The sequence below is a fragment of the Brachybacterium sp. P6-10-X1 genome, from assembly GCF_001969445.1.
Taxonomy (GTDB): Bacteria; Actinomycetota; Actinomycetes; order Actinomycetales; family Dermabacteraceae; genus Brachybacterium.
The window spans coordinates 3250481-3271055 of record NZ_CP017297.1; the positions used below are offsets into that span (position 1 = coordinate 3250481).

18 protein-coding genes are annotated in these 20575 nt (G+C 72.3%); 4 read left to right on the forward strand and 14 right to left on the reverse strand.

Annotated features, from left to right (window positions below; all coding sequences use genetic code 11):
* Window positions 1–39 precede the first annotated feature (39 nt).
* The 4 genes from BH708_RS14605 to BH708_RS14620 all read right to left on the reverse strand — a co-directional run bounded on the left by BH708_RS14605 (window position 40) and on the right by BH708_RS14620 (window position 6577).
* Window positions 40–1851, reverse strand: coding sequence for an ABC transporter ATP-binding protein (locus tag BH708_RS14605; RefSeq protein ID WP_076809787.1), 1812 nt, complete (start codon window positions 1849–1851; stop codon window positions 40–42).
* A complete protein-coding gene (locus BH708_RS14610; protein WP_083713627.1) occupies window positions 1848–3827 on the reverse strand; it encodes an ABC transporter ATP-binding protein in 1980 nt (659 codons plus the stop codon). Before BH708_RS14610 ends, BH708_RS14605 begins: the two co-directional genes overlap by 4 nt.
* Window positions 3828–4056: 229 nt before the next feature.
* The gene (locus tag BH708_RS14615) at window positions 4057–4410 is read right to left on the reverse strand and encodes a hypothetical protein (RefSeq protein WP_076811360.1); all 354 of its coding nucleotides are present in this window, start codon (window positions 4408–4410) and stop codon (window positions 4057–4059) included.
* 763 nt (window positions 4411–5173) lie between these two features.
* Window positions 5174–6577 carry an alpha-amylase family glycosyl hydrolase gene (locus tag BH708_RS14620; RefSeq protein WP_076809789.1) on the reverse strand — a complete coding sequence of 468 codons (1404 nt, stop codon included), beginning with the start codon at window positions 6575–6577 and terminating at the stop codon, window positions 5174–5176.
* Window positions 6578–6688: 111 nt separating this feature from the next.
* Between BH708_RS14620 and BH708_RS14625 the strand changes: the two genes are divergently transcribed.
* Window positions 6689–7501, forward strand: coding sequence for an alpha/beta hydrolase family protein (locus BH708_RS14625; protein ID WP_076809791.1), 813 nt, complete (start codon window positions 6689–6691; stop codon window positions 7499–7501).
* A gap of 100 nt (window positions 7502–7601) precedes the next feature.
* Here BH708_RS14625 and BH708_RS14630 read toward each other — a convergent pair whose 3' ends face one another.
* The 3 genes from BH708_RS14630 to BH708_RS14640 are packed head-to-tail and all read right to left on the reverse strand — an operon-like array spanning window position 7602 to window position 9804.
* The gene (locus BH708_RS14630; RefSeq protein ID WP_076809792.1) at window positions 7602–7979 is read right to left on the reverse strand and encodes a hypothetical protein; all 378 of its coding nucleotides are present in this window, start codon (window positions 7977–7979) and stop codon (window positions 7602–7604) included.
* Complete coding sequence (locus BH708_RS14635; RefSeq protein ID WP_076809794.1) at window positions 7976–9196, reverse strand: serine hydrolase; 1221 nt, start codon at window positions 9194–9196, stop codon at window positions 7976–7978. Before BH708_RS14635 ends, BH708_RS14630 begins: the two co-directional genes overlap by 4 nt.
* Before the next feature lie 2 nt (window positions 9197–9198).
* Window positions 9199–9804 (reverse strand): helix-turn-helix domain-containing protein, encoded by a 606-nt coding sequence (locus BH708_RS14640; protein WP_253705347.1) that lies wholly within the window; start codon window positions 9802–9804, stop codon window positions 9199–9201.
* 175 nt (window positions 9805–9979) lie between these two features.
* Here BH708_RS14640 and BH708_RS14645 point away from each other — a divergent pair, with 175 nt between their 5' ends.
* On the forward strand, window positions 9980–10264 hold the full coding sequence (locus BH708_RS14645; protein ID WP_076809796.1) for a YciI family protein: 285 nt from the start codon (window positions 9980–9982) through the stop codon (window positions 10262–10264).
* Window positions 10265–10310: 46 nt separating this feature from the next.
* Here BH708_RS14645 and BH708_RS14650 read toward each other — a convergent pair whose 3' ends face one another.
* The 7 genes from BH708_RS14650 to BH708_RS14680 all read right to left on the reverse strand — a co-directional run bounded on the left by BH708_RS14650 (window position 10311) and on the right by BH708_RS14680 (window position 17251).
* Window positions 10311–10814, reverse strand: coding sequence for a hypothetical protein (locus BH708_RS14650; RefSeq protein ID WP_253705348.1), 504 nt, complete (start codon window positions 10812–10814; stop codon window positions 10311–10313).
* A gap of 32 nt (window positions 10815–10846) precedes the next feature.
* On the reverse strand, window positions 10847–11761 hold the full coding sequence (locus BH708_RS14655; RefSeq protein ID WP_076809797.1) for a LysR family transcriptional regulator: 915 nt from the start codon (window positions 11759–11761) through the stop codon (window positions 10847–10849).
* A gap of 70 nt (window positions 11762–11831) precedes the next feature.
* Window positions 11832–13208: an LLM class flavin-dependent oxidoreductase gene (locus BH708_RS14660; protein ID WP_083713628.1), complete on the reverse strand. Its 1377-nt coding sequence runs from the start codon at window positions 13206–13208 to the stop codon at window positions 11832–11834.
* Window positions 13205–14164, reverse strand: coding sequence for an LLM class flavin-dependent oxidoreductase (locus tag BH708_RS14665; RefSeq protein WP_076809799.1), 960 nt, complete (start codon window positions 14162–14164; stop codon window positions 13205–13207). The genes BH708_RS14660 and BH708_RS14665 overlap by 4 nt, the downstream gene beginning before the upstream one ends.
* Entirely contained in the window at window positions 14161–15144 is a 984-nt protein-coding gene (locus BH708_RS14670; RefSeq protein WP_076809801.1) for a transporter substrate-binding domain-containing protein, read from the reverse strand. Before BH708_RS14670 ends, BH708_RS14665 begins: the two co-directional genes overlap by 4 nt.
* Window positions 15141–16217, reverse strand: a complete 1077-nt coding sequence (locus BH708_RS14675) for an amino acid ABC transporter ATP-binding protein (RefSeq protein ID WP_083713630.1) — start codon at window positions 16215–16217, stop codon at window positions 15141–15143. Before BH708_RS14675 ends, BH708_RS14670 begins: the two co-directional genes overlap by 4 nt.
* A complete protein-coding gene (locus BH708_RS14680) occupies window positions 16214–17251 on the reverse strand; it encodes an amino acid ABC transporter permease (protein WP_083713631.1) in 1038 nt (345 codons plus the stop codon). The genes BH708_RS14675 and BH708_RS14680 overlap by 4 nt, the downstream gene beginning before the upstream one ends.
* Before the next feature lie 148 nt (window positions 17252–17399).
* Here BH708_RS14680 and BH708_RS14685 point away from each other — a divergent pair, with 148 nt between their 5' ends.
* On the forward strand, window positions 17400–19973 hold the full coding sequence (locus tag BH708_RS14685; protein ID WP_076809804.1) for an FAD/NAD(P)-binding protein: 2574 nt from the start codon (window positions 17400–17402) through the stop codon (window positions 19971–19973).
* 66 nt (window positions 19974–20039) lie between these two features.
* Window positions 20040–20573 (forward strand): hypothetical protein, encoded by a 534-nt coding sequence (locus BH708_RS14690; protein WP_076809806.1) that lies wholly within the window; start codon window positions 20040–20042, stop codon window positions 20571–20573.
* The last annotated feature ends 2 nt before the right edge of the window (window positions 20574–20575 follow it).

The following is a 20575-nucleotide window of genomic DNA, read 5'->3' on the forward strand; positions in this document are numbered from 1 at the left end:
CGGGGTGACGTCACGGGGCGAGCCGTCCGGGCACGCGCCTCACATCGATTCCTGCCACGCCTGGTAGAGCGCGGCGAAGCGGCCGCCGGCGGCGACCAGCTCGGTGGGGGAGCCGTCCTCGACGACCTCGCCGCCGTGGACGACGAGCACACGGTCGGCGATCATCACCGTGGTCAGGCGGTGCGCGATGATCAGCGAGGTGCGGTGCCCCAGAAGCTTCGTCAGCCCCTCCTGCACCATCCGCTCCGAGGGGATGTCCAGCGAGCTGGTCGCCTCGTCGAGGATCAGCACGCGGGGATCGGCGAGGAAGGCGCGGGCGAAGGAGATCAGCTGGCGCTGGCCGGCCGAGACGCGCCCGCCGCGCTTGTTCACGTCGGTGTCGTAGCCGTAGGGGAGCTGCTCGATGAAGGAGTCCGCTCCGATGGCCTCCGCCGCGGTCTCGATCTCCTCGCGGCTCGCCCCGGGCTTGCCGAGCGCGATGTTGTCCGCGACGGTCCCGGAGAACAGGTAGGCCTCCTGGGTGACCATGACGATGTTGCGGGTCAGATCCTCCATGGAGATGTCCCGCAGGTCCACGTCGTCGAGTCGCACGCTGCCCTCGGTCGCGTCGTAGAAGCGGGAGATGAGCTTGGCGACGGTGGACTTGCCGGCACCGGTCTGGCCCACCAGGGCGATCGTCTGCCCGGCGGGGATGTGCAGGTCCATCGGCTGCAGCACCAGCGGCCCGTCGGCCGTGTAGCGGAAGGAGACGTCCTCGAAGTCGATCTTGCCGCTGGAGGCGGGCAGCGGCGTGGGCTCGGTCGCCTCCTGGACGTGGGGCTGCACGGCCAGCAGGTTCGCGATCTTCTCGAGCGCCGAGACCGCGGACTGGAAGGCGTTGTAGAAGTTCGCGATCTCGTCGACCGGTTGGAAGAAGCGCCGCGCGTACAGCACCAGCGCCACCAGGGTGCCGACCTCCAGGTCCCCGTTGAGCGCACGGAACCCGCCGACGACCAGCACGGCGGCGATGGTGACGTTCGCCAGGATGCGCAGCGCGGGCTGGTAGATGCCGAACACGTTGACGGACCGCAGCGAGGCGTCGCGGTAGTCCTGGGCGAGGGTGTCGAACTCCTTCTGGTTGCGGTCCTCCTTGCGGAACGCCTTGACCGCGCGGATGCCGGCCATGGCCTCGACGAAGTGGACGATGAGCCGCGCCGAGTGGGTGCGGATCGCGCGGTACTCGATGCTGGAGCGCTTCTGGAACCACATCGTCAGCAGCACGCAGGGGATCAGCATCAGGAGCATCACGACCCCGGTCACCCAGTCGCTCCAGACGATCAGCACGATCGTGAACACCATCGACAGCGACGCGCCGACCATGACGTTCACGCCCGAGTCCAGCAACTGGCGCAGCGCCTCCATGTCGGAGGTCTGCCGCGAGACGATGCGTCCCGACGTGTAGCTCTCGTGGAACTCGAGGTCCTGGCGCTGGGTGAAGCGGAAGACCCTCCGGCGCAGCGCCAGCAGCATGCGCTGGCCGACCACCACCGACTGGCGCACGTAGCCGAAGGTCAGCACGCCGCCGACGACCGCCGCGGCGACCGTCAGCGCCGCGGCCTGTATGGCACGGCCGGGATCCCCGGCCTGGAGCGCGGGCAGGCCGGTGTTGATGCCCCAGCCGATGATGGCGGGACCGGCGACGACCGCCAGCTGGGCGATCACCACCATGATGCCCATGACCACGAACTGGCCCTTGACCGGGGAGATCAGCTCTCCGAGCAGGGCGAAGGAGCGTCGGCGAGAGTCCTTGACCTCGGCGGCGTCCGGCGTGTGCTGCTCGTCATCGCGGTTGTTCTCGACCGTGGCGGTCATCGCTGCTCCTCCCCGTCCTCGCCCTCGGGCCGTCGGCCCCCGACGGAGGGAGTCCCGGCGGTCACGGCCTGTTCGCGGTCCGCGTCGGTCGCGGGGTCGCCCGGTGGGGCGGCCGAGGGGGTGCCCTCCGGGCCCGCGGTCGGCGGCTCGTCCCGGGCGGCCCGCTGGATCGCGGCCAGCTCCAGCTCCCCGGTGAGGGTCTCGATGTCCTGGTCGCGTCGGGCCTCCTCGGCCTGATTGGCGATCACCCAGCGGTAGCGGGGCGAGGACTTCAGCAGCTCCGTGTGGGTGCCGACGGCGACCACGCGGCCGCGGTCCAGCAGCGCGACCCGGTCGGCGAGGGCCACGGTCGAGGTGCGGTGGGCGACGATCAGCGTCGTCGTGCCCTCGAGCACCTCGCGCAGGCGCGTGGTGACCGTCTCCTCCGTCTTGGTGTCCAGCGCGGACAGCGGATCGTCCAGCAGCAGCACCGCGGGCTTGGCCGCGATCGAGCGCGCCAGGGCGAGGCGCTGGCGCTGGCCGCCGGACAGGCTCATCCCCTCCTCCCCGATCGGGGTGTCCACGCCGTCGGGGAGGTCGAAGGCGAAGGTGGCGTCGGCCGTGCGCAGAGCGAGGTCCAGCAGCTGTTCGCGCTCCGGGTCGGAGAGCGCGGGGTTCGCGCCCAGCAGCACGTTCTCGCGCACCGAGTCGGAGAACAAGGTGGCGTCCTCGAAGGCGAAGGCGGTCAGGGTGCGCAGGGCGACCAGGTCCATGGCGCGCACATCGACGCCGTCGATGGTGAGCGAGCCGCCGGAGACCTCGTACAGGCGGGGCACCAGCTGCAGCAGGGTCGACTTGCCGCTGCCGGTCACGCCCACCAGGGCCATGGTCTCGCCGGGGCGGATCTCGAGGTCCACGCCGTCCAGCACGTCGCCGACGTGGTCCGGGGCGTCCTGGTACCGGAAGTGGACGCCCTCCAGGCGGACGGCGCCCACGGCGCGGGCGGGATCGACGGGGGCCGGGTCCGACGGTGAGGTGATCGCATTGGCCGCGTCCATCACCTCGTAATGGCGGTCCAGCGCCGTGGTCGCGTTGACGGCCTGGCCCAGCAGCATGCCGAGCTGCCGCACCGGGCCCACCACCAAGGTGGCGGTGGCGAAGTACGAGGCCAGCTGGCCGGTGGTGATCGCGTCGTTCGCGGTCAGGTACAGCCCCGCCAGCAGCGCGATGCCGAGCGCGAGCTCGGGGAGCATGAACATCGACATGTCGAAGCGCGCGATCGCGGTGGCCTTGCGCACCTCCGTGCGGCGCAGCTCGTCGGCCTGATCCGTGAAGTCCTCGAGCGCGGTGGGGCCGCGCCCGAAGGCCTTCAGCACGCGGATGCCCTGCACCGACTGCTCGATGGTGGTGGCCAGGTCGCCGTTCTGGTCCTGGGCGCGGCGCGAGAGCACGGAGAAGCTGCGGTTGAAGCGGTAGGCGATCACCGAGACCGGCACCGCGGCCAGGAAGAAGATGATCGCGAGGATGCCGGAGGAGCGCCACAGCAGCGCCATCCCCACCACGATCGTCACCGAGCTGGTCACGACCATGATCATCCCGAAGGCGATCCAGCGACGGATCTGATTGATGTCGCTGAGCATGCGTGAGAGCAGCTGGCCGGAGCTCCATCCGTCGTGGAAGGACACGGGCATGTGCTGGAGCTTCTCGTAGAAGTTCACGCGGATCTGCTTCTCGACCGTGGTCGAGGGGGCCACGGCGAAGGTGCGCCGCATCCAGATCAGCGTCGCTTCGACCAGGCCGAGGGCCAGCACGATCGCGCCCCCGGTCCAGATGGTCGAGGCCACGGCGTCGGTCTCGAGGCGGTTGACGATGAATTCGAGGACCTGGGGGATCATCAGCGCCACGAGGGAGGCGGCGAGGGCGCTGAACAGGCCCAGATAGAGGCGGAATCGGATGGGGCGGACCGTCTGCCAGAGGCGACTCATGGTGCCGAGCATGGGGAAAGGGGACCTCAGTGGATATGCGCTGTCCCGGCGGTCGGGAACGGTGTCTTAGCCTAGTCAACTATTCCCACGATGGATAGCGCTTCAGCGCCGCGTCGTCGATGCATCACGATGCCGACGACCGATGACCTCGTCGACAGCGGTCGCCGGCGTGCCTCGTGCGACGGGCGGATCCTGGCGGCAGGAGGGGCGCGGGTCCTCGCCGCGGCTGCCGCGCGCCGGCTCAGGCGTCGGGCTCGGCGGGGGTCCACTCGCCGTAGGCGGCGTCGGACAGCAGCGCCGCGGCGCCGGCGGTCGCGGCGGTCACGGTGAGCACCGCCGGCCAGGAGCCGATCTTTTTCGCGAGCGGGTGGGAGAGGCCGAAGCCGACCACGTAGGTCGCGCCGAGCACGGCGGTGGTGGCGGGTCCGCGGCGCGCCAGCCAGGTGCGGCCGGCGTAGATCCCGGCGGCGGCCAGGACGACGCCGCCGAGCGGGCGGATGCCGGTCTCGCGGGCGGTCAGCCAGCCGCCGATCAGCCCCGCGGTGACGACGGAGGCGGTGTTCACGGACTCGGCGGGTTTGATCGCGGTGCTCATGGCCCCGAAGCCTACGCCGGGCCCGTGTGTGTTCTCTGAGGAGTGGCGCTCGAGCAGAGCGCGGATGAGTCGCGAACGGGCAGAAGCGTCCGGTCCGAGAGCCGTGGTGAGATCTCGCGACCGAAAAGGCGTCCCGGATGCGACGGCGGTCAAGGCGGAAGCCTCGGGCCCAGTGAGTTGGGCCGCACGCAGTGCTCGGTCGATCGACGAGGTGACCAGGCGGCTCAAGGCGCCCCCTTGAGCCAGGTGGTGCAGCGCCTCGAGATCGCGGAGCAGCCCGTCGAGGACGAAGTCCGCCCATTCGACGAGGGCATCGTTGTCGAGAGTGTCGGCTGCGGAGAGGCGTTCGCAGTACTGTCCGCGATCAGCTCCGAAGGCCGTCGTGGGGTTGACCGTCTGGTACTCGACGTGAGGAGCGAAGCCGTTGGTGCGGATCATCGCGTAGGAGAACAGCCGGGGAGATGCTCGGTCGTCCGAGGGAGGCCGCCGCGAAGTCGTTACAGGGCGACGGCTTTCGAGGCGAGGGGTGAGTCGAAGAGGAAGCTCGGGACTCGCAGCCCATCGGCACCGTTCATGCGGGAATTGTAGACCGACCCGGCGACATTTGCGTATGGGGTTGCATTTCGCCTGGTAGGAAGGACATAAAGACGGATCTGGATGCCTCTACAGTTTCGCTACGCTCTCGGCTGATTTGCGTCAGCGGCGTCCGCGGCGCCCATCGACGCTCTCTCCGCGCCGTGTGGATCTCCTCAGCGGGCGCCCCTCACCGCCCCACGGCGATCCCATGGGCGGGCACCATGCCGTCCGCGGCCCGGCCGACGCCGTCGAGCATGTCGGCGCCGCTGACCGTCTCGAGCACCTGGCCGGGGGCGGGTCGGTCCTCCTCGCCGAGGTTCAGCACCAGGGTCAGAGGCGCGGCGTCCCCGTCGGCCGAGCGGGGGGTCAGCACGATCTCGGCGTAGGTGTTCTCGAGGGTCTCCTCGCGCACCGCGACGTTCGCCCCGGCCAGCCAGGCCTCGCGGCGGCGCAGGGAGAACAGGCGCTGATGCACCTCGAGGATCCGCGGGGCGGCTGCGGGGTGCAGCACCGCGAGATGGGTCCCGTCGGCGGCGTCGGCCGGATCGTCCGGGAAGGCGGGCCGCACCGCGTGGTCGCCGCCGGCGCGCTCCTCCTTCACCCCGATCGCGCCGAACTCGTCGCCCGCATAGACCGCGGGGACGCCCGGCAGCAGCGCGAGCAGGGCGTACGCGGCGGCCAGGTCACGGCCGTCCTCAAGCTGGGAGGCGATGCGGGTGGTGTCGTGGTTGCCGACGAACGTCAGCGGGTGGGCGCCGCCGTCGGCCTCGAGGAACTCCTGGTGGCGACCCAGGGCATGGGCCAGCTCGAACAGGTTCTGATCATGCAGCGCGGACCAGATCGCCTTCCACAGCTCGTACTGGGTGATCGAATCCGCGCCCGAGGCGTCCGCGAACTCCGGGTACTCGCCGTGGATGACCTCCCCGAGCAGCCATGCCCCGGGGTGCGCGGCGCGGACCCGCTCGAGGATCGGCGCCCAGGCGGCGGCCCCCGCGGAGTACATCGCATCCAACCGCCAGCCGTCGATCCCGCGGTCCAACCACCTCGTCATGACGTCCACGACCGCGTCCTGGACCACGGAATCCTCCAGCTCCAGCTCGACCAGGTCGGCATTGCCCTCGAAGCCGTAGGGCTGCTCGCCGGCCCAGCGGATGTGCGCGCCCTCGGGAGCCTTCGGGCCGACGGAGATCGCGCGGCGCGCCACCGGATGCCGATCCGAGACATGGTTGAAGACGCCGTCGAGCACGACGCGCACGCCCCGCTCGTGGCACGCGGCGACCAGGGCGTCGAGGTCCTCGTCCTTCCCCAGCCGCGGGTCGATCCGGCGATGGTCGAGGGTGTCGTAGCCGTGGGAGACGGAGTCGAAGATCGGGTTCAGCAGCAGCACGTTCGCGCCGAGGCCGACGAGATGGTCGAGCCAGCCCAGCAGCCGCGGCAGCCGGTGGACGACGTTCTCGCCCGCGGCCCCGCCGTACCCCTCGCCCTCGAGGTCCTCGCGATGCGGGGGTGCCCCGCAGAAGCCCAGGGGATAGACCTGCCAGCAGATCGCGTCCTGGATCCAGGACGGGGAGGACGGCGCCGTGGTGTTCATGTCGCCATCGTAGGCGTGCGGTGTTCAATGGGGTTGGCCCCTCGCACACCGGGGATCAGCTGCACGACCGACGCCCCGCCCGACGCCGACCCCTGATGGAGAGCTCCCCCGATGATCCGCATGCGCACCGACTTCTTCTCCGAGTCCCTCGGAATGGGCACCTCGATGGTGGTCCTGATGCCGCAGGCCGCCTCCGGGATCGGCATGGAGGGGGCCGACGGGGCTGCGAGGGCCGAGGGGGATGGTGCGGCCGACGGGCACAGCGCCGCGGCCCCGGGCGTGCCGGTCCTCTACCTGCTGCACGGGCTCAGCGACGACTGCACGATCTGGGAGCGCCGCACCTCGATCGAGCGCTATGCCAGCGAGAAGGGCATCGCCGTGGTGATGCCCGAGGTGCGCCGCTCCTTCTATGCCGACGAGGCGGTGGGCGAGAAGTACTGGACCTTCGTCGCCGAGGAGCTGCCGCGGCTGGTCGCGCGCACTGTCCGCGTCTCCACCGCCCGGGAGGACACGTTCGTCGCCGGGCTCTCGATGGGCGGCTTCGGTGCGTTCAAGCTGGCGCTGAACCATCCGGAGCGCTTCGCCGCTGCGGCCAGCCTCTCCGGTGCGCTGGATCCGGCCACGCTCGGGCTCGAGCACCACACCGGCCACCTCGCCGAGCGCATCTGGGGCGGACGTGGCATCGCGGGCACCGCCGACGACCTCCTGGGCCGGCTCGGCGCCGTGGATCCGCTCTCGCTGCCCGCCCTGTTCCTGGACTGCGGGACCGAGGACGCCCTGGTCGAGCAGAACCACCGCTTCATCGACACCGCCGAGCACCGCAGCGTCGACCTCACCGCGCGTCTGCGCCCCGGCGACCACACCTGGGATTTCTGGGACCAGGGCATCCAGGACGTCCTGGACTGGCTGCCGATCCGTCGCTGACCGACGGCGGCTCGCCATCCGCCCGGGCCGCGGCCTCGCACCACCGCGCGGGGCATCGCGCCACCGCGCGGGGCCTCGTGCCGCCGCGGCCGCCGTCCTCTCACCCGCCGACGAGGACCACCACGGCGGCGAGCATCCAGATCGCCGTATTGCCGAGCAGGGCCCGGGCGCCGACCGGGTGGGCGTTCACCGCGGCGCGCCCGGCGAGGTCCTCGCGGCGCGGGGCGGGTCGGGTCGACGCGCGCCAGGTCGCCACCCCTGCTGCCGCCGCACACAGGGCCAGGACCGCCCACCAGGCGATCGCCGTCCACCCCGCCATCGGGAGGACCAGCGACCCGGCGATCAGCACGATCCCGGCCCCGCATGCCTCGATCAGCACACGGCGCGGACCCGTCCAATGCCTCAGCTGGGCGATGGCAGCAGGGAGGAGGGTCGCCAGGAGGAACAGCGGGGCGATCACCGTCAGCAGCAGCGTCATAGGTCGATGCTCCCGTCGATGATGCCGACTCCGAGGTCGTCGGGCGAGTGGGCCGAGGCGGTCATCAGGACGACGCCGCGACCGGAGTCCTGGTTGAATCCGCAGAATGCGGCGAACCCGCCGGTCATGCCGTTGTGCTGGATGAGTTCCTCGCCGCTGTCGGTGCGCCGGATGCCCCAGACGATCCCGACCGAACGGCCCTCGCCGCGGTCCACGCGCGGCTCCAGGCCGGCGGCGCCGGGGTTCGATCCGTCCTGCATCGACGCCAGGTAGAGCGCCATGTCGTGCCCGGTGGAGCGGATCCCACCGGCCGGGCCGTAGCCGTGCATGGTCCAGGCTCCGGCGGACAGGCCCGAGCGGATGCGGCCGCGCGGGGCATCGGCGCCGACGTCCTCGAGGTCGAACGGGGCGCGTGTCCCGGACATGCCGAGCGGGTCGAGCAGCCGGGAGGTGAGCAGCTGCTGCCACGTGGAGCCGGCTCGGACCGCCAGCAGCTGACCGAGGAAGGCGACGCCCAGATTCGAGTAGCCGTACTCCCCGCGATCGGACAGGGAGGCGCTCAGCGCCGCATCGATCACGTCGTCGACGGAACTGCCCAGATAGGAGTCCTTGCGCAGCGCGATCATCGGCAGGCTCGTCAGCAGCGTCGTCAGCGGGAGGCGGGGGAGCCCGGAGGAATGGGAGGCGAGCTCGGCGAGCGTCACGTCGGCCACCTCGGCGCCGGCGGCGCGGTCGCCGAGCATCTCGGCGACCGTCGTATCCAGGGAGACCTCGCCGCGCGTGACGGCGTCCATCAGCAGGGCGCCGGTGAAGGTCTTGGTCACCGACCCGATCTCGAATTCGGTGGTCTCGTCGGCCCCGAACCCGGCGAAGCGCTGCTGGTCCCGGTCCAGGACCGCGGCTGCGACCCGGTGGTGCCCATCCAGGTGCGGGCGGAGGGCGGCAGCGAGCTCTGCGTCGCCGTGCACGGGGCCCAGACGGGCCGGGCGGGGGCCCGCCGCGACCCCGGTGACCACGAGGACCGCTGCTGCCCCCGCGGCTCCGGCGAGAACGGCGCGGCGCGAGGGATCGGGCGTCGATCGAGGGGCGGGGTCGGGCGAGGGGCCGGACGTGGGCACCGAGGGGCCGGACGTGGGCTTGGAGGGGCCGGACGTGGGATCCGGTGGATCAGGTGTGGGTGGCCGCTCGGGTCGGCGCTCCAGCGGGACGTCGGGCATGCTCAGCCCTTCTCGGCAGCGGTGACGATGGCGAGCAGGGGGACCACGCGCGATGCGGCGAGGGCCCAGCTGCCGCGGCGCGGAGAGGTCACCCAGCCGCCGCCCTGCAGTGCGGAGAGGTGGTGGTAGGCGACGCCGGTCGAGCCCAGCTCGAGCTCGTCGACGAGCTGGGCGACGGCGTGCTCCCCGTCGAGCAGGCGGCGCAGCATCGCCAGGCGCAGCGGGTGCCCGAGCGCCGCGACCGATTCGGCATGCTCAGCCCAGTCCACGGCCAGCAGGTGCTCGGTGGGGCGGCCCCACTGGTACTCGAGATGCCCCGCACCGACGTCGACCGCCCCGGCGAAGACCACCGCGCCGGGGGCGGGGGCGTGTTCCTTCAGAGAGGTCAGCGCCCAGAACGGGTCCTCCGCCTCGGCCGCAGGCGCTTGCCCGGCGGAGGCGGGCGGCGTGGCAGGCGTGCCGGACGTCGCGGTCGGGGCGGAGACGTCGGAGGCGGCGTCCATGGTGCGTCCCCTGTCGGAGCCCGCCTCCATCGCGGCGACACGCGCCTCGAGCGCGCTGACCCGAGCGAGCAGCTCGGCGGCGGAGGAGTCCTGAGGCGTCGTCACGGAATCAATATATCCGGAAGTCCGGAATAATGGAACAGTTGCGCGTCGACGCTTCTGGACCACTCGCCGGATCACCGCCGGCATGCGGCACGATGGGGATGGTTCTGCCGAGCGGTCGGGCCGCGTCTGCCTGTGCCGCCCGGCCCCGTCATCTCTCGAGCATCCAGGAGCGACCGTGGCCCTCTTCGCCGTCCAGTACACCTACACCGACGATGCCGACCGGGTCGCGATCTACCGCCCGGAGCATCGTGAGCACCTCGATGAGCTGCACCGCGAGGGGACTCTGCTGCTGTCCGGTCCGCTCGGCGGCGGCCCCGGCGGCCTGCTGATCGTGACGGCCGAGTCCGAGGAGGACGCCCTGGCCAAGCTCGACGGCGACCCCTTCAAGCGCGAAGGCGTCATCATCGACCGCGTGGCGCGGGAGTGGACCGTCGTGATCGGTGAGGTCCCCGGCGCGTGAGGTCCGTGGCCTGAGCCCCGGGGCCGGTGGCCAGGTGGCCCGGAGCTCAGCCGTCGCCGGCGGCGCGTCGGCGCCCGGCCTCCTGCATCTCCAGCATCTGGGCGACGGTCGCCGCGGCCGTCACCTGGTCGCCGACGATCACCAGCGGCACGGCCGCCGCGCCGCCGTGCTCGGTGAGCAGTTGCTGGGCCCGTGGGTCCTGGTACACGTTCACCCAGACCACGTCGTCGCGCTCGCCGCGGATCGCGGTCTGCAGCCGCGCGGAGAGCGGATTGCCCGGTGCCCACAGGATGATCGCCACGTCATCGGCGCGCCGCGCGAGGGCGGTCTCGAGCGGGACGTGCGGTCCGCTGCGCAGCGGGCTGGTCCAGTAGGCCATGAACAGCGAGAACACGGCTACGGCGATCGCGGCGATCAGCTGATCGGCGAGCACCAGCAGCACCGTGGCGAGCACGCCGCCGAGCAGCAGCAGGACCGAGCGCGTCCACGCCCGCAAGGGCACCCCGCCGCGACGCGCGCCGGGCGATCCGGGGGTGTCAGGGCTGGTCATGATGTCAGGATACGAGGGTCGACTGAGCGCTCTCAGATCATCGCGGCGGTGGTGAGGCGGGTGTTCGTCTCGGCCACCAGGGCGTCGCGCAGGGCGGCGACCGCCGGGATCGACTGGGCACCGCGCCGGTTGAGCAGCCCGATCATGCGGTTGTCGAGGTCCGGCAGCTCGCGGACCACCACATCAGCGAGTGGCGCGGCCTCGAGCGTCGTCTCCGGCATCAGGGCGACGCCGCCGCCGTGCAGGATCAGCCGCTGGACCACGATCGAGTCGTCGGTCGAGTGGCGCACCTTCGGCACGAAGCCCGCCCGACGGGCACTGCTGAGCAGGTTCGCCCGGCAGCGCTCGCAGCCTGCGATCCATGATTCCTCCGCGAGGTCGCCGAGGGTCAGGGACGGATCATCGGCCCGCGGATGATCGCGCGGCAGCACCGCCATCACCCGGTCCTCCATCAGCGGCGTCCACTCCAGGGTGCCTTCGTCGCCGATGTCGCTGCAGGGGTAGCGGAACACCAGAGCGAGATCGAGGTCCCCCTCGCGCACCGCCGGGACCGCGTCCGGCGGCTCGAGCTCGTCGAAGGTGACCTCGAGGTCGGGAGCGGTATCGCTCAGCCGCGCGAGCACCGGCGGCAGCAGCACCGCGGCGGCCGAGGGGAACGTCCCGAACTTCACGGTGCCGCGGCGCAGCGCCGTGAGATCCGCCAGCTCCTCCTCGGCGGCGTGCATCTGGGCCGCGATCGCCTCGGCATGTGCGGCCAGCCGACCGCCGGCCTCGGTGGGGGTGATCCCGGAGGAGGAGCGCAGCAGCAGCTGGGTGCCGACCTCCTTCTCCAGGGCGGCGAGGTGCTGGGACACCGCGGGCTGGGTCCATCCCAGCTCGCGGGCGCCGGCACCGATCGAGCCGTTGCGCACCACGGTGCGGAAGATGAGAAGTCGACGAGGATCCATGCGGTCCATTCTAGACGCCAGTGGCAAGCCCTGCTTATGGGTTAGCGCACCGTGCTCAGTGGCCTCGCGCTCAGGCCGGATCCAGCCCCAGGTTCTCCCGCAGGGTCGAGCCCGCGTAGTCGGCGGGGTAGACGCCGCGTTCCTGCAGGCGGGGGACCAGGTGGTCGACGATGTCGTCGAGCCCCGAGGGGATCAGCCACGGGGTGATGTTCAGCCCGTCGATCGCTCCCAGCCGCGCGAACTCCACGAGGCGGTCGGCGACCGTGTCGTAGCTGCCGGTGAAGGTGCCCCGGCGCGCCCCCGCCTTGACCCGGGCGAACTCCAGGATGGACTGTCCCTTCTCGGCGGCCTCCTCCCGCCAGGCGCGGGTGAGCTCCTCGGCGTCGGCGAACTGGAACCCGGCCCCGCGGGTCACCCCGGATTCGGAGACCTCCGGGGCCACGTCCGGCAGCGGCCCGTGGGGATCGAAGCCGGAGAGGTCCCGGCCCCAGTACTGCTCGAGCAGGGCGATCGCCTGTTCGGGGCCGACCTGCAGGTCCCGCACCCAGCGCACCTTCTCCTCGGCCTCCGCCTCGGTGGGGGCGAGGATGATCTCGGCGCCCGGCAGGATCTTCACGTCGGCCGGATCGCGGCCCGCGGCGAGGACGCGCTCGGTCACGCTGCGACGGAACTCGACCGCCGCTGCGAGGGTGCCGTGCGGGGAGAAGATGACGTCGGCCGTGCGGGCGGCGAAGTCCTGCCCGGCGGGGGAGGCCCCGGCCTGGAACAGCACCGGCCGGCCCTGCGCCGAGCAGGGCAGATCGCCCTGGGCCCGCACCGAGTAGTGGGCGCCGTCGTGGTCGATTCTCTCGCCGCGCCAGTACTGCTCGGCCACGCGCACGAAGGCCTCGGCGTGGACGTACCGGTCGGCGTGGTCGAGGTAGCCGCCGCGGCGGAAGTTCTCCCCGGTCCAGGCGTTGTCGGTGGTCACGATGTTCCAGCCGGCGCGGCCCGCGGAGAGCAGGTCCAGGGTCTGCAGGCGGCGGGCGAGATCCACCGGGTCGTTGTAGGTGGTGTTCTGCGTGGCCACCAGCCCGATGGTCGAGGTGACCGCGGCCAGCGCCGCGAGCAGGCTCTGGGCATCGGGGCGTCCGGCCACGTCGAGCTCGAAGGGCACCCCGCGGTGCTCGCGCAGCCGCAGACCCTCACCCAGGAAGAAGGCCGCGAACTTCCCGCGCTCGGCGGTGCGGACCAGCGAGTCGAAGGACTCCCAGGCCACCTGATCGCCGCTGTCGGGCAGGCGCCAGATGGTCGAGGAGTTCACGCCCTGGAAGAAGGCGCCGAAGGCGAGCTGCCCGGTGGGGGTGTGGTCGGGGTGGATCGGGTGTGCGGCGGGCCCGGTCACCAGCGCGGCCGCCTCGGCGGAGAGCGCGGCGTCGGGGAGGGCGACGGTCGAGGTGGTGCTCATGCGGGGTCCTTGCTGCTCTGGCGCGCGCGATCGGAGCGGCGCGCCGGGTCGAGGTCGAAGAGGGCGGGCTTCAGGCCGAGCTGCTCGCGCAGGCTCGTCCCGGGCTGCGGGGCGCGGGCGATCAGGCCCTGGGCGCGCAGGCCGGCGGCGAGCTCGGTGACCGTGCCCAGCGGGTCGGTCTCGAGATCCAGTCCCACCAGCCGCACGAGGCGCACGGCCCGGCCCGCGCCGACGACGCCCGCCTCACCGGTGGCCTCGCAGATCCGTGCGGCGAGCTGTTCGGGGCGCGCGCCGCCGGAGATGTCGAGGTCCAGGGCGCGCCCGTCGGTCAGTTCGGTCGCGGCGCGCTCGCCGGCCGCTGCCCGGTCGGTGTCCGCCACCAGCACCGGGAGCAGGCCCTGCGGGGAGCGCGGGGTGATCGCCGGTCCCCGCACCGCGAAGGTCTCGCCGGAGAAGTCGGCGTACTGCAGGCGGGCGGCGTCGACGTACACGCCGCGCTCGACGTCGCGCACCACCGCATCGGGCGCCCAGGAGTCCCAGAGCAGGCGGGAGGCCTCGAGCACGTCGGCCGCCTCGCGGGACGTGGCGTCGAGCCCCAGCACGGAGCGCCCGACGGCCGCCGCCACGGCGGGGTCGGTCTCGGCCGTCAGCAGCCACCCGGCGCGGCCGTGGGAGAGGTGGTCGAGGCTCATCAGCTGCGTGGCCAGGTGGAACGGTTCGACGTAGACGGCGTCGGTGCGGGGCAGCAGAGCGATGTCGTCGGTCACCGGCGCCAGGTGGGAGGCGACGTGGATCGGGTGCAGCCCGCCGTCGCTGAGGGTCAGGGCGCCGATGCCGGCGGCTTCGAGCCCCTGGGCGAGATCGGCGAGGCCGGCCAGCAGGGCGGGGTCAGTGACCAGGTCGACCGCGAGCACCGGCGGGGTCGACGCGGCGGAGTGGGATGTCGTGGTGCTCACGGATTCTCCTGGGTGTGGGCGCGGGATGCGGGGAGGGCTTCCTCGGTCAGGTTCCAGCGCTCGAGGACCTGGCCGTAGACGCCGTTGTCGATCAGGGCGTTCAGCGCCGCGGCGTAGGGGCCGACGAGGCCGCTGCCGGCGGGGAAGGTGGCGGCGACCAGCGTCTCGTCGGGCCAGCCGGCGTTGATCTTGCCCTGCACCTCGACGTCGTCTCGGCGTGCGGTGATGAACGACAGCGAGGGGAAGGGGGAGAGGTAGCCGTCCACCCGACCGGCCCCGAGAGCCAGCAGCGTGTCGGCGTTGGTGGAGTAGTTCTTCAGCTGGGCCGGCTCCTTGCCGGCGGCCTCCAGCTCGGCGTTCCAGTCGATGAGGATCTGTTCCTGATTGGTCGCGTTGCCGACGGCGATGATCCGGCCGCTGAGCGAGTCGGCGTCCTCCAGGTAGAAGTCGGCGTCCGCCTGCGCCAGGAACGCCATGTACGCGGCGCGATAGGAGGCGAAGTCGAACTTCTTCAGGCGCTGAGCGTTGATGCCGATATTGGCGTGGACCACGTCGAAGTCCCCGGCTTCGAGCTTCATCGGCCAGTTCTCCCAGGTGGTCAGCTTGAGCTGGAACTCGAGGCCGAGGGTGTCGGCCACGATCCGGGCGATGTCGATCTCGGAGCCGATGTAGGTCTCGTTGTCGTCCGCCAGGAACGACAGCGGCGCTGAACTGGTGCCGTTGATGCCCACCCGCAGCACACCGGACTCGGCGATCTCGGCCGGCAGCAGGGCGGCGACCTCCTCGTTCTTCTCCGCGCGGATGAGCTCCTGATCGCCGGAGGTGTCCAGGGCGGGACCGTCATCGCCCCCGCCGTCGGAGGCCCCGGATCCGTCCGCGGAGGCCGCGGGGACCGGGTCGGAGCAGGCGGCGAGCAGGGAGGCGGGCAGCAGCAGGCCGGAGGCCGTCAGGGTGCGGCGGGACAGGAGGCGTGAGGTCATCGGAGCTCTTCGTTCAGAGGGTGGATGGGGGTGATGTCGCGGGGGTGCGGGGCGCGGGTCGGCGATGGGCCGGGGGCGCGGCCTCCGGTCTCGGGCGGGCTCTCGGGAGCATCGGCCGGGGTGTCGTCGGCCGACGGGACCGAGCCGGGTCGCACGCGCTGGAGGAAGGCGCGGGTGCGCTCGTGGGCGGGATGGTCGATGACCTGCGCGGGCGGTCCCTGTTCGACGACCACGCCGTGGTCCATGAACACGACCGTGTCGGCGACGTCGCGGGCGAAGGAGACCTCGTGGGTGACGATCACCAGCGTCGTGCCGGCTCGGGCGAGCGCACGGATCACCGCGAGCACCTCCTCGACCAGCTCGGGGTCCAGGGCGCTGGTGGGCTCGTCGAACAACAGCACCTTCGGGTCCAGCGCCAGCGCCCGGGCGATCGCCACCCGCTGCTGCTGGCCGCCGGAGAGCTGGCGGGGATAGGCCTCCGCCTTCTCCGTCAGCCCCACCAGCTCCAGCAGCTCGCGGCCGCGGGCCTCGGCCCGGTGGCGGGGCGTGCCCAGCGCGCGGCGCGGGGCCTCGGCGACGTTCTGCAGCGCCGTCATGTGCCCGAACAGGTTGAAGGCCTGGAACACCATGCCGATCGTGGTGCGCTGATGCAGCACCTCGCGCTCGGGCAGCTCGTGCAGCAGGTCCCCGTCGCGGCGGTACCCGATCACCTCGCCGTCCACGCTGATCAGCCCTCGGCCGACGGGTTCGAGATGGTTGATCGTGCGCAGCAGCGTCGACTTCCCGGATCCGGAGGGACCCAGGATCGCGGTGACCGAGCCGGGGCGGAGGGTCAGGTCGATCCCGCGCAGCACCTCGAGATCGCCGAACGACTTGTGCACGTCGCGGATCTCGACGAGCCCGCCGCGAGGTGGCTGCGTGTGCGTCGCCGGTCCGAGGTTCTCCGAGGGCCCGGCAGCGCTCGGCCCACCGGGCACATCGGGGGTCCCGGCGGCCGTGGGCCCGCTGCGTCTCGCGGGCGCCGCGGGATCGCCACGACCGGCGGTGCGACGCAGGGTGTCCAGGAGAGTCATGCGAGAGCTCCCTTCGGGGCGGAGCGGTGACGGGTCAGGCGGGTGCGCAGGCTCTGCAGCGGCGTCGGCGGCAGCGTGCGCACGGCGCCCTTGGCGTAGTGGCGCTCGATGTAGTACTGCCCGATCGAGAGCAGTGAGGTGATCACGACGTACCAGACGGTCGCGACCAGCAGCATCGGCAGCACCTGCTGGGTGCGGCCGTAGATCAGCTGGACGGTGAAGAACAGTTCGGCGTGCGCGAGGACGTACACGATCGAGGTGCCCTTGACCAGGCCGATGATCTCGTTGAACGCGGTGGGCAGGATCGCTCGCATCGCCTGCGGCATCACGATGCGCAGGGAGCGGTCGCGGGCCGGAATGCCCAGGGCGCTGGCAGCCTCCAGCTGCCCCTGGTCCACCGACAGGATCCCGCCGCGGATCAGCTCCGCCGCGTAGGCCGCCTGGTGCAGTCCCAGGCCCAGGATCGCCGCCAGCATCGGGGTCATCAGGGTGCTGGTGCGGGCGTCGAGCAGGGTCACGTCCGTCAGGGGGATGCCGAGCGTGACGCGCTCGTAGAGGTAGCCGAGGTTGTACCACAGCAGCAGCTGCACCAGCAGCGGAGTCGACCGGAAGATCCAGGAGAACGTCCAGCTCACCCCGGAGATCAGTCCGGACGGGGACAGGCGCATGAGGGCGAGGACGAGGCCCAGGGAGAAGCCGAGCACGCCCGAGAGCGCCGTGAGCTTCAGCGTCTCCAGCAGACCGCGCAGGATCGACTCGGCGAGGAACCACCGGGCCACCACGCCCCACTCCCAGCGCGGGTTGGTCACGAAGGAGTAGGCGACCGCGGCGACCAGCAGGCCGACGACGACGGCGAGCACGACACGACCGGGGTGCCGGGCCGGCACCACTCGCAGCTGGGAGAGGTCCTCCCGCTCGACCCTCGCGGGAGGGCAGGGCATCGCGGTGGCTCCCGTCGCCGGGGCGTGCTCGGCGGCCGGAGCGGCCGGGGACGCGTGGCGTGCGGTCTCGGCGGAGACGGCAGAGGGGGTCATGGGCGATGCCTTCCGTGACGGTGCATGAACGCGTGGGCGGTCATGGCTTGCACTGCCCGACGGTATAAGCGAACCTAATGTCGATGCAAGGTGACTGCTATGAGTGGACACAGTGCGACATAGAACCTCGTCAGAAGGGATCCGCCGGATGAATGTCCCGGTCAGGACCGCAGGCACCCGTGTGGTCGTCGTCGGGGGAGGGCCGCGGGCGATCGGCGTGCTCGAACGTCTCGCCGCCAGCGCCGCCCTGCCCGAGCAGGCCGCCCGCCTCGAGGACTCCCCGCTGCACGTGGACATCGTCGATCCGCACATGCCCGGTGCCGGGAGGATCTGGCGCGCCGTCGAGAGCCCCCTGCTGCTGATGAACTCGCGCGCCGCCGACGTCTCGATCTTCACCGACGACACCGTGGAGATCGACGGCCCCGTCGTCGCCGGCCCTTCGCTCGCCGAGTGGGCCGCCGGGATCCGCCAGGGCACCCTGGCCGCCCCCACCTCCGGCAGCACCCGCTTGGCGGAGATCGAGGCGATCGAGCCCACCAGCTTCGCGGGCCGCCGGGTCCAGGCCCTCTACCTCGAATGGTTCCTCGGTCAGGTGCTCGCCGCCCTGCCCGCGACGGTCACCGTCACCGTGCACCGCACCACCGCCACCGCCGTGCACCGCACCACCGCCACCGCCGGCGACGACGAGAGCTCCGCACGGTGGAGCGTCGAGCTCGAGGACCGTGCGCCGCTGTCGGCAGATCTGCTGGTCCTGGCCGCCGGGCACACAGACGCCCGTCCCTCGCCCGCCCGCTACGAGCTGGCGGCCTTCGCCCGCCGCCACGGCGGCACCTACCTGCCGCCCTCACAGGCCGGCGACGCCCACCTCGACCAGCTCGCCGCGGGTCAGGAGACCATCGTGCGCGGCATGGGCCTGGGCTTCATCGACCTCATGGCCCTGCTCACCGAGGGCCGCGGGGGCAGCTTCGAGCCCGATCCGCTGCCCGGGGAGCCCGGCCGCCTGCGCTACCTCCCCTCCGGTCGCGAACCCCACCTGCACGTCGGCTCCCGCCGCGGCGTGCCCTACCACTCCAAGGTGCGCGACGAGGGGGAGCGCACGTCTCTGGGAGAGCTCGTCCACGTCACGGCGTCGGCCCTGCGGGAGCGCGAGGACGCAGGTGGTCGCCTCGACCTCCGCGCCGACGTCGTGCCCCTGATCGCCGCCGAGATCGCCCACTGGGTCCCCGACGCCCCCGTCGCCGCGCCCGACCAGGAGCCGCTGGCCTGGCTGGACGATCCCCTCTCCTGGCTCGAGGGCGACGCCGAGCCGCGGGCGACGCGTGAGGCGGTGGTGCGCCACATCGAGAGCGACCTGCGCGAGCGGACCCAGGGGGACGTCACCTCCGCCCGGACGCTGTTCCAGCTGCTGCTGCGCCTGCACGGGGTCCTCGTCGACCAGCTGCCCACCACCCGGCTGCGCGAGAGCTCCCGCGGTGATCATCCGCGCTGGTGGCACTCGCTGTTCAGCTTCGTCGACTCGGGCCCGCCCCCGCATCGCCTGCACCAGCTGCTGGCCCTCGAGCGCGCCGGGGTGGTCTCCTTCCTCGGGCCCCGCACGGTGGTGACGGCCGACGACGTCACCGGGCGCTTCGTCGCGCGGAGAGGTGCCGGCGTGCGCGTCGAGGCGACCGCACTGGTCGACGCCTTCCTGCCGGAATCCTCGCTGACCGAGTCCACCAACCCCCTGCTGCGAAGCCTCGTCTCCGGGGGCGCGGCCGCGGTGGGCCGGGAAGCGACCGCCGCCCCGGGCAAGCTCGAGATCGACGCCGGATCCCACGTGATCGGCCCGGACGGCACGGTCCACGAGACGCTGTGGGCCGTCGGCCCCTGGACCTCCGAGCTGCCGATCGGCGCCTTCGCACGTCCCCGCACCAATGCCCCCTGCCACCGGCGCAACGACGCCCTTGCGCGGAACCTGCTGGAGGCGGCCCTCGCCCACGGCGAGACGCGCGGGACCCGACGCCCCCGGAGAGGGGCGCTCGCCGGAGGGACGCCCCCTGCAGCACCGCCCGCCCCGCGCGGCGCCGCACTGGCACCGCGTCTCGGCGTCCTCGGGCCCGGCAGGATCGGCAGCGCGCTCGCCCGCACCGCGCTCCGCGCCGGGATGGAGGTCCGGGTCGTCGGGCGCGCTCCGGCGCCCGCGCTCGCCGCGAGGCTGCCCGGCGCCGCGCCGGTCGCGCTGGAGGATCTCTCGGCGTACTGCGACATCGTCCTGCTCACGGTCCCGCTGCACGTGGCGCTCCGCCTCGACCCACAGGCTCTGCGCGGCGTGATCGTCGTCGACGCCACCAACCCGTGGGGCGAGGAGGACGCGGCGGCCGTCGCCGAGGCCCGCATCGCCCTGGGAGACCAGGACGGCGCCCTGTCCACGAGCGAGCTGGTCGCCGCGCACCTGAGCGTGTCCCGGGTGGTCAAGACGCTCAATCACATCGGCTACCACGACGTCGAGGACCAGGGGCGGGACGGTGGAGAGCCGGGGCGGCGCGCCATCGCCGTGGCTTCGGACGACCGGCTCGCGGCCGAGGCCGTCGGCGCTCTGCTGCACCGGCTCGGGTACGACGGGGAGATGATCGGCTCCCTCGCGGACGGTCGCCACGTCGAGCCCGGCGCGGGGTTGTTCGCCGGCTGGAGCACCCGTGCGGAGCTCCACGCGCGCCGCCGGGAGCTTGTGCGGGTGGCCTGAAACCCGGTGGCGCCGGATCGGGTGAGGCGATGGGCCGTGGCGACCCGGCGCATCTATCCTGGATCCATGAGCATCTTGGGGGGGAAGGACGGCCGCGGCCCGGGTGGGGACCCGTCGTGGCTGGGCGGCACGGACCGTGACGAGCCGCGCGGGACGAACTGGTCCTCCGGCTTCGCCGCGGAGGACTCCGCCGCGCAGGGGACGTCCGACGGCGGATACCGTGCGGACTCGGACTTCGGCGGCGGCGCGGACGTCAGCGGTGCCCCGCGTTCCGGCGGCGACGCCGGACCAGAAGCGCCCAGCTACCGGGGGCCGCAGTTCGGGGACGGCCGCGGTGAGGAGGCGGCGGAGCGCGGCGGCGACCAGGAAGCCGGCTCCACCTCCAGCGTCACCGGGCAGGAGGAGTCATCGGACGGCGAAGGGTCCGGCACGGGCATCGCGGCGAAGATGCTCGGCGTACTGGGCTCGCTCGTCGGCCTCATCGTGATCGTGGTCGTCGCCTATCAGATGGGGCTCGACGGGGCGTGGCTCCTCATCTTCGGCGCGGTCCTGCTGGTCAGCCGGGTGGCTCGCGCCTTCCGGGGCGGCCGACGGCGGTAGCC

What these genes read in the sequence shown, in the direction of transcription:
- BH708_RS14605 (WP_076809787.1), bottom strand. Translation starts at nt 1,851, where the DNA reads ATGACCGCCACGGTCGAGAACAACCGCGATGACGAGCAGCACACGCCG.
- BH708_RS14610 (WP_083713627.1), bottom strand. Translation starts at nt 3,827, where the DNA reads ATGCTCGGCACCATGAGTCGCCTCTGGCAGACGGTCCGCCCCATCCGA.
- BH708_RS14615 (WP_076811360.1), bottom strand. Translation starts at nt 4,410, where the DNA reads ATGAGCACCGCGATCAAACCCGCCGAGTCCGTGAACACCGCCTCCGTC.
- BH708_RS14620 (WP_076809789.1), bottom strand. Translation starts at nt 6,577, where the DNA reads ATGAACACCACGGCGCCGTCCTCCCCGTCCTGGATCCAGGACGCGATC.
- BH708_RS14625 (WP_076809791.1), top strand. Translation starts at nt 6,689, where the DNA reads ATGATCCGCATGCGCACCGACTTCTTCTCCGAGTCCCTCGGAATGGGC.
- BH708_RS14630 (WP_076809792.1), bottom strand. Translation starts at nt 7,979, where the DNA reads ATGACGCTGCTGCTGACGGTGATCGCCCCGCTGTTCCTCCTGGCGACC.
- BH708_RS14635 (WP_076809794.1), bottom strand. Translation starts at nt 9,196, where the DNA reads ATGCCCGACGTCCCGCTGGAGCGCCGACCCGAGCGGCCACCCACACCT.
- BH708_RS14650 (WP_253705348.1), bottom strand. Translation starts at nt 10,814, where the DNA reads ATGACCAGCCCTGACACCCCCGGATCGCCCGGCGCGCGTCGCGGCGGG.
- BH708_RS14655 (WP_076809797.1), bottom strand. Translation starts at nt 11,761, where the DNA reads ATGGATCCTCGTCGACTTCTCATCTTCCGCACCGTGGTGCGCAACGGC.
- BH708_RS14660 (WP_083713628.1), bottom strand. Translation starts at nt 13,208, where the DNA reads ATGAGCACCACCTCGACCGTCGCCCTCCCCGACGCCGCGCTCTCCGCC.
- BH708_RS14670 (WP_076809801.1), bottom strand. Translation starts at nt 15,144, where the DNA reads ATGACCTCACGCCTCCTGTCCCGCCGCACCCTGACGGCCTCCGGCCTG.
- BH708_RS14675 (WP_083713630.1), bottom strand. Translation starts at nt 16,217, where the DNA reads ATGACTCTCCTGGACACCCTGCGTCGCACCGCCGGTCGTGGCGATCCC.
- BH708_RS14680 (WP_083713631.1), bottom strand. Translation starts at nt 17,251, where the DNA reads ATGACCCCCTCTGCCGTCTCCGCCGAGACCGCACGCCACGCGTCCCCG.
- BH708_RS14685 (WP_076809804.1), top strand. Translation starts at nt 17,400, where the DNA reads ATGAATGTCCCGGTCAGGACCGCAGGCACCCGTGTGGTCGTCGTCGGG.
- BH708_RS14690 (WP_076809806.1), top strand. Translation starts at nt 20,040, where the DNA reads ATGAGCATCTTGGGGGGGAAGGACGGCCGCGGCCCGGGTGGGGACCCG.